The organism is Roseomonas sp. TAS13 (genome assembly GCF_001950415.1).
Classification (GTDB): Bacteria; Pseudomonadota; Alphaproteobacteria; order Acetobacterales; family Acetobacteraceae; genus Roseomonas; species Roseomonas mucosa.
Genome location: NZ_BDLP01000235.1, coordinates 1 through 6896, shown reverse-complemented (window position 1 = coordinate 6896; position 6896 = coordinate 1). Strand labels below are relative to the sequence as shown.

The following is a 6896-nucleotide window of genomic DNA, read 5'->3' as shown; positions in this document are numbered from 1 at the left end:
TCGCCTTACGGTGGAGCTGTGCGTAGATGTGATCAAGAGACAGGCCGATTGCAGCGCCGGCAACAGGGCCGGCGGCGCCCCCAGCAGCCGCCCAGCCGCCACCGCGAATCCGCCGGCCGAGCCGCGCAGGTAGCTCTCGAAGGCCCCCCGGCTCTCGATCTCCTCGGCCTCGGCCTCCCGCGCATCCACCATCGCCTGGAGATCCGCCGCATCCAGCACCCCGGCCGTGACCAGCGCGTGCAGCGGCCCCGCCACCTCGTGCCGCCGCACCGGCCGGCCTGCCGCCATCTCGTCCAGCGAATCGCGCCACCATTGCAGGCGGATCAGCGCCATCATCGGCTGGCTCACAACCTCCCGGGCCCGGGCCAGCTCGTTGTTGAAGGCGATCAGCGTGAACAGCGCCTCACGCCGCTCCGGCGCCGCGAAGAGCGCGCAGAGGAAGCGATCGGGGTCGCTGCGGCGCGCGATCGCGCCGATCTCCGACAATTCAGCCATCGGCTGCCTTCTGGCGCCGCAAAGCCCGCCCCGCAAGGTTGACGCCTCACGGGGAGCCGCCCACCTTCCCGCCGGTTTCAACATTGGGGAGACCTCTCATGGCCTTCAGCCTTCCGCCTCTGCCCTATGATCCCGGCGCGCTCGCCGCCCGCGGCATGTGCCAGGAGACGCTGGAGCTGCATCACGGCAAGCACCACCAGGCCTATGTCACCGCCCTGAACGGCCTCATCGAGAGCAAGGGCCTCGCCGGCAAGAGCCTGGAAGAGATCGTCGCCCAGGCCGGCAAGGGCGGCGCCGACAGCCAGCCCGTGCTGAACCAGGCCGGCCAGCACTGGAACCACATCCTGTTCTGGCAGGTGATGTCGCCCGATGGCGGCGGCGACAAGCTGCCGGGCGCGCTGCAGACGAAGGTCGACAGCGACCTCGGCGGCCTGCAGAAGTTCAAGGACGACTTCAAGGCGGCCGGCGTCGGCCAGTTCGGCTCCGGCTGGGCCTGGCTGATCCAGGATGCCTCGGGCAAGCTGAAGATCACCAAGACCCCGAACGGCGCCAACCCGATCTCCACCGGCGAGGGCACGCCCCTGCTCGGCGTGGATGTCTGGGAGCACTCCTATTACCTGGACTTCCGCAACCGCCGCCCGGACTACCTGTCCAACTTCCTCGACAAGCTGGTGAACTGGGAATTCGTCGCCAGCCTGCTGGACAAGGGCCTGAAGTCCGGCCAGTCGGCCTGACCCGCGTCCGGGCGGCCCTGATGGCGCCGCCCGGAAACAGGAAAAGGGGGAACGCCATCGCTGGCGCTCCCCCTTTTTCGCGTCCGCTCCGGAGGCCCGGCCCCCGGTGGCTTCCGCCTCAGCCCTTGGCCACGGCCGTGTCGTTGGCCGCGGTGGGCCGCACCACGCTGCCGATCGTGCCGCGCAGTACGTTGACGCGGACATTGGGGGCGATCTCGACCTCCACCTCGTCCGTACCTTCCTTGACCTTGGTGATCACGCCCACGATGCCGCCCGCGGTCACGATGCGGTCATTGCGCTTCAGCGACTGCAGCATGTTGCGGTGCTCCTTGGCCTTGCGCTGCTGGGGGCGGATCAGCAGGAAGTAGAAGACCACGAAGATCAGCAGCATCGGGGCGAGCTGCATCACGATTCCGGCGGCGCCGGAACTCCCGACGATGTCTTGCGCGTAGGCGGTGGAAACGAGCATGAGGGTTGGAGTTTCCCGGCTTGCGATGGATGGGGGCGGAACCTAGCCTTCGCCCCTCGCCCGTCAACCCATCCTTGCGGGCCGACCCCATCATCACTGTCCTTCGCAGCAAAAACGAGTCCCGCCCAAGTGTCCGAACTTCTGCCGGCCCTGCTCCGGATCGCCGAGGCGCTGGAGCGCCTGGCCCCCGCCTCTCCCGCCCCACCTTCGCCGGAAGGCGCCGATGCCTTCGTCTGGCACCCCGCCCCCGAGCCGCGCCTCGCCCCCGTGCCCAGCGTGGCCGCGGTCGATGCCTCCCTGCTCCAGGGCGTCGAGGCGCAGAAGGCGCTGCTTCTGGAGAATACCGGCCGCTTCGCCCGGGGCCTGCCTGCCAACAACGCCATGCTCTGGGGCGCCCGGGGCATGGGCAAGTCCTCGCTGGTCAAGGCCGCCCATGCCGCTGCCAACCGGGAAAGGCCGGGCAGCCTCGTGCTGATCGAAATCCAGCGGGAGGACATCCGCACCCTGCCGGAGCTGCTGAACATCCTGCGCGCCCAGCCCCGCCGCTGCCTGGTCTTCTGCGACGACCTGTCCTTCGAGCGCGAGGACGCGGACTACAAGGCGCTGAAATCCGTGCTGGACGGCGGCATTGAGGGGCGCCCGGCCAATGTCCTCTTCTACGCCACTTCCAACCGCCGGCACCTGATGCCGCGCGACATGATCGAAAACGAGCGCTCCACCGCGATCAACCCCGCCGAGGCGGTGGAGGAGAAGGTCAGCCTTTCCGACCGCTTCGGCCTTTGGATCGGCTTCCACAACTGCGACCAGCCGACCTTCCTGGCCATGGTGGAGGGCTATGCCGAGGCGCTGGGCCTCGACCTGCCACGCGAGGAGCTGCACGCCCGGGCCAAGGAATGGCAGGTCACGCGCGGCAGCCGCTCGGGCCGCGTCGCCTGGCAGTTCGTCACCGACCTCGCCGGCCGCCTGGGGCAAGCCCTGCCGGCATGACCGCGCCCGGGGATGTCCCGCAGGAGGACCCGCGCGGGGACGCGCCGCTTCAGGGGACACCCCAAGAGGTACCCCGAGGGGCACCCCAGGGAGCGGTCCGGGTGAAGGGGCGCTTCCTCAACCCGGACGGCACACGCCCCGGGCAGACGCGGCGGGCCCTCTGGCGCTTGTCGCGCGAACCAGCCGGGCCGCCCTGGCCGGAATGGGTCGAGGACCCGCCGCAGCCGCCCCCGGCCGAGCCGCCGCCCGGCCATGTGGCGATCACCTTCATCGGCCACAGCAGCTTTCTGCTGCGCTTCGCCGGCGGTCCGACCCTGCTGACCGACCCGGTCTGGAGCAGGCGTTGCAGCCCCTTCTCCTTCGCCGGGCCGAAGCGGGTCCGCGCTCCGGCAATCCCGCTCGAAAGGCTGCCGCCGATTGATGCGGTGCTGCTCAGCCACAATCACTATGACCACATGGATCTGCCGACCTTGCGCCGCCTGCACCCCGTGCCGGTCATCACCGGACTGGGAAACGGCGCCTACCTGGGGCGGAAAGGAATGCCCGGAGCGGTGGAGCTGGACTGGTGGCAGGAGGCTCCACTGCCGGACGGGGCCACGGCCACCTACCTGCCCATGAAGCACTTCTCCGCCCGCACGCCTTTCGACGGCGGACGGATGCTCTGGGGTGGCTTCGCGGTACGGACGCGGGAAGGCAGGCGATTGATCTTCTGTGGTGACACCGCCTATGGCTCGCATCTGGTCGAGATCGGCGCCCGGCTGGGGCCTTTTGCCGTCGGGCTGGTTCCGATCGGCGCCTTCGTGCCGCGCTGGTTCATGCATGTGGTGCATATGGACCCGGCGGAAGCCGTCCAGGCCCGTGCCGATCTCCGGATCGGGACAGCCGTGGCCATGCATTTCGGCACCTTCCGCCTGACGCGGGAGGCCTTCGATGCACCGGTGAGAGACATGGAGGCCGCCCGCGCTGCCGCGGGCCTGCCGGACACCGCCTTCCGCGTTCCCGCCTTCGGCGAGACCCTGCTCCTGCCCCTCTGACCTGGCGGGTGGCGGGCCTGGCGTACCGGTCCTACCGCACCGGGCCGGTGCCCGGGCCGCCGCGGGCAGAGGAGCCGCTGCCCGACTCGTCGCGCGGCGTCGCGCCGGGCTGGGCCGGCGTCACCGCCGGGCTCCGGGCGGTGCCATGCCCGATCGCGCTGCTGCCGCTGCCGGAATTGTCACGTGGGGTGGAGCCGCTGCGGGGCGGCGTCACCGCCGGGCTGCTGCTGCTGCCCTTCCCCACGCTGCTGCTGCCGCTGTTCGACGTGTCGCGTGGGGTGGAGCCTTGGGCCCAGGTGGGCGGGGCCAGCATTGGCGCGGCCATCAGGCCCAGGACAGCGAAGGATGTGGCGAGGTTCCGGCGCAAGCGTGCGTCTCCTTGCAGGCGTGGCTGCCGCGTGTTCCCCCCTGGGGTCCCGGTGCGGTGGCCCTGGTTCCGGCGGGCAGGCCCGCTCTGCAGGGCCAACGGTGCCGGGGCGAAAAGGTTTGCGCCCCGGCCCCATCTCAGCTGTTGCCGAAGATGCGCTGCTCCACCTTGTCGCCCACGCGGATGCCCAGGCGCTCGGCGGTGCCGGCCGCCAGTTCCAGCGTCGCCCGGACCGGGCCGTTGCTCTGGATCACCGCCTCGCTGCGCGGCACCGTGCGCTCGGCGATGCGGTCGATGGTGCCGTCCTGCCTGATGAAGACCATGTCGAGCGATGTGACGGTGTTGCGCATCCACATGCCGCTCTGCATCGGACGCCCCCAGTCGAAGAGCATCCCGCCATCCGGCGCCACGCGCTGGCGGAACATCAGCCCGATGCGCTGCTGCTCGGTGTCGGTGGCCATCTCCACGTTGAAGACATGGCGCTTGCCGTCGCGGGTGATGATCGTCAGCGGCTCGGCCGGCAGCGGCGGCTGCGGCCCCTGCTGCGCCCTGGCCGGCCGCGCGGCCAGGGCCGGGAGCACGGCCAGCGAGCCGAGGAGGAGGGAAGTCACCTGGCGGCGGCGCATCGCTTTCGGGTCCATGGGGTCTGCATTCCATCTCAGAAAGATATCGTGGGAATAAATCCCACAATACAGATTGCCGGCCTTGCCGCTCTACACCAAGAGCCGGACCCCCGAAATCCGGCCCCGATCCCCTTCCGTCCGGACTTTCCCCGCCGGTCTTCCCCCTCCGGAACCCTCCCCCTAGGCTGTGCCGAGATCGAGCTTCCGACCTGCAGTGATTCCCGCGATGGAGACGCCCAAATGGAAATGACCGGTGAACGGCGGATCGAGGCGCCGCGCCAAAGGGTCTGGGACGCCCTGAACGACCCGGAGGCGCTGAAGGCCGCGATCCCCGGCTGCGAGTCGCTGGAACGGACGCCGGAGGGCGGCTTCACCGCCCGCGTCGCGGTACGTATCGGCCCCATGGCGGCGAAGTTCAGCGGCAAGGTCAACCTGACCAACATCAACGCCCCGGAATCCTACACCATCACCGGCGAGGGCAATGGCGGCGCCATGGGCTTCGCCAAGGGCGGCGCCGACGTGACGCTGGAGGAGGCGACGGACACCGTCACCCTGCTGCGCTATGCCGTGAAGGCGCAGGTCGGCGGCAAGATGGCCCAGCTCGGCGCCCGGCTGGTGGACAGCACCGCCAAGCAGATGGCCGACCAGTTCTTCGACCGCTTCGCCGCCAATATCGGCGTGCCGGAACCGGAGGAAGTGGCCGCCAGCGCCGCCGCCACCCCTGTCGAATCCCCCGTTCCCAAGGCCGCAGACAGCGCCGTGAGCGGCCTGGCCCTTGTACGCGCCATGATGCCGCGCGAATTCCTGGGGCAGAGCATGATCTTCTGGGGCGGGCTGGTCGTCTGGCTCCTGATGATGGCGCTGATCTTCCTCGGCTGAGGCTTCCCCATACCGTGACATCCGCGACGTGAACGGCGAGACCCCTCCCCCCGGTATCCCCGGCAGCCCCTCCTGGCCACGCGACGTGGCCGATACGCGGCGGCTCCTGGCGGAAGGCGGCTATGTGGCCGACGCCGCCCTGGCGACCTCGGTGCATCTCGCCCTGCGGATGGGCCGCCCGCTCTTCCTGGAAGGGGAGCCCGGCACCGGCAAGACGGAGATCGCCAAGGTCCTGGCTGCCCGGCTGCCGCGCCGGCTGGTGCGGCTGCAATGCTATGACGGGCTTGACCTGAACGCCGCGGCCTATGAGTGGGACCACGCCAAGCAGCTCATGGCGATCCGCCTCGCGGAAGCCTCCGGCAGCGCGGACGATGCGGCGGCGCTGGAGCGCGGCCTCTACGACCGCCGCTTCCTGCAGGAACGCCCGCTGCTCTCCGCCCTGGAGGGCAGCCCCGCCGTGCTGCTGATCGACGAGCTGGACCGCGCCGACGAGCCCTTCGAGGCCTTCCTGCTGGAGATCCTGGCCGACAACCAGATCACCGTGCCGGAACTGGGCACGATCCGCGCTCAGGTGCCGCCGGTGGTGATCATCACCTCCAACCGGACGCGGGAGGTGCATGACGCCATCCGCCGCCGCTGCCTCTACCACTGGGTGGACTACCCGGACGCGGCGCGGGAGCGCGCGATCCTGGAGGCCCGCGCCCCCGGCCTCTCGGAGCGCCTGTCGCGCGAGGTCGTAGGTTTCGTCCAGGCGCTGCGGCGCGGTCCGGACTGGTTCAAGCTGCCCGGCGTGGCGGAAACCATCGACTGGGCCCGTGCCCTCGCCGCCCTGGGCGCACGGGAGCTGGAACCGGCCCTGGTCGAGGAAACGCTGGGCGTCCTGCTGAAGTACCAGGACGACATCGCCCGGCTGCGCGGCGAGGAGGCGGCGCAGCTGCTGGCGGAGGCCCGGCAGGTTGCCGAGGCCTGAAGCCGCCGAGGATGAGCCCTCCGGTGCCGAATTCGCCGGCAACCTGATCGGCTTCGCCCGGCTGCTGCGCCGGGCGGGCCTGCCCGTCGGCCCGGCGGAAAGCCTCGCCGCCGCCGAGGCCCTGTCCATCACCGGGATCGCCGAGCGCGACACGGTGCGCGCCGCGTTGCGCGCCACGTTGCTGCACGCCCATGACCATCATGAGGTCTTCGACGGCGCCTTCGACCTCTGGTGGCGCGCCCCCGGCCTGCCCCTGGGCGGCGGGGAGGCCGGGACCGAGGCCACGGAGCGCCTGCCCGCCGCGCGGCGCCTGGCCGAGGCCCTGGCGGCGAACCGCG

9 protein-coding genes and 1 pseudogene are annotated in these 6896 nt (G+C 70.6%); 6 read left to right on the top strand and 4 right to left on the bottom strand.

The window, feature by feature from the left end:
* Window positions 1-495: squalene/phytoene synthase family protein (locus ROTAS13_RS16555; protein ID WP_253187700.1), on the bottom strand; the 495-nt coding region annotated here is incomplete at its 3' end.
* A gap of 98 nt (window positions 496-593) precedes the next feature.
* Here ROTAS13_RS16555 and ROTAS13_RS16550 point away from each other — a divergent pair.
* Window positions 594-1229, top strand: a complete 636-nt coding sequence (locus tag ROTAS13_RS16550; RefSeq protein WP_019459806.1) for a superoxide dismutase — start codon at window positions 594-596, stop codon at window positions 1227-1229.
* Between the two features lie 118 nt (window positions 1230-1347).
* Here ROTAS13_RS16550 and yajC read toward each other — a convergent pair whose 3' ends face one another.
* Window positions 1348-1698 carry a preprotein translocase subunit YajC gene (gene yajC, locus ROTAS13_RS16545; RefSeq protein ID WP_019459805.1) on the bottom strand — a complete coding sequence of 117 codons (351 nt, stop codon included), beginning with the start codon at window positions 1696-1698 and terminating at the stop codon, window positions 1348-1350.
* 129 nt (window positions 1699-1827) lie between these two features.
* On the opposite strand from yajC, the gene ROTAS13_RS16540 reads away from it, so the two are divergent.
* The gene (locus tag ROTAS13_RS16540) at window positions 1828-2685 is read left to right on the top strand and encodes an ATP-binding protein (protein WP_019459804.1); all 858 of its coding nucleotides are present in this window, start codon (window positions 1828-1830) and stop codon (window positions 2683-2685) included.
* A 101-nt stretch (window positions 2686-2786) separates the two neighbouring features.
* Window positions 2787-3719: an MBL fold metallo-hydrolase gene (locus ROTAS13_RS16535; protein ID WP_075822886.1), complete on the top strand. Its 933-nt coding sequence runs from the start codon at window positions 2787-2789 to the stop codon at window positions 3717-3719.
* A gap of 31 nt (window positions 3720-3750) precedes the next feature.
* Here ROTAS13_RS16535 and ROTAS13_RS16530 read toward each other — a convergent pair whose 3' ends face one another.
* Entirely contained in the window at window positions 3751-4086 is a 336-nt protein-coding gene (locus ROTAS13_RS16530; protein ID WP_019459802.1) for a hypothetical protein, read from the bottom strand.
* A gap of 137 nt (window positions 4087-4223) precedes the next feature.
* Window positions 4224-4727: a DUF192 domain-containing protein gene (locus ROTAS13_RS16525; protein ID WP_019459801.1), complete on the bottom strand. Its 504-nt coding sequence runs from the start codon at window positions 4725-4727 to the stop codon at window positions 4224-4226.
* A gap of 222 nt (window positions 4728-4949) precedes the next feature.
* On the opposite strand from ROTAS13_RS16525, the gene ROTAS13_RS16520 reads away from it, so the two are divergent.
* From ROTAS13_RS16520 to ROTAS13_RS16510, 3 genes and pseudogenes are all read left to right on the top strand, one after another.
* Window positions 4950-5588 carry a carbon monoxide dehydrogenase subunit G gene (locus tag ROTAS13_RS16520; protein ID WP_075822885.1) on the top strand — a complete coding sequence of 213 codons (639 nt, stop codon included), beginning with the start codon at window positions 4950-4952 and terminating at the stop codon, window positions 5586-5588.
* Between the two features lie 28 nt (window positions 5589-5616).
* Complete coding sequence (locus ROTAS13_RS16515) at window positions 5617-6558, top strand: MoxR family ATPase (RefSeq protein WP_369699834.1); 942 nt, start codon at window positions 5617-5619, stop codon at window positions 6556-6558.
* Window positions 6545-6896: pseudogene (locus tag ROTAS13_RS16510) on the top strand (VWA domain-containing protein); the annotation flags it as partial. The gene ROTAS13_RS16515 and the pseudogene ROTAS13_RS16510, both read left to right, overlap by 14 nt.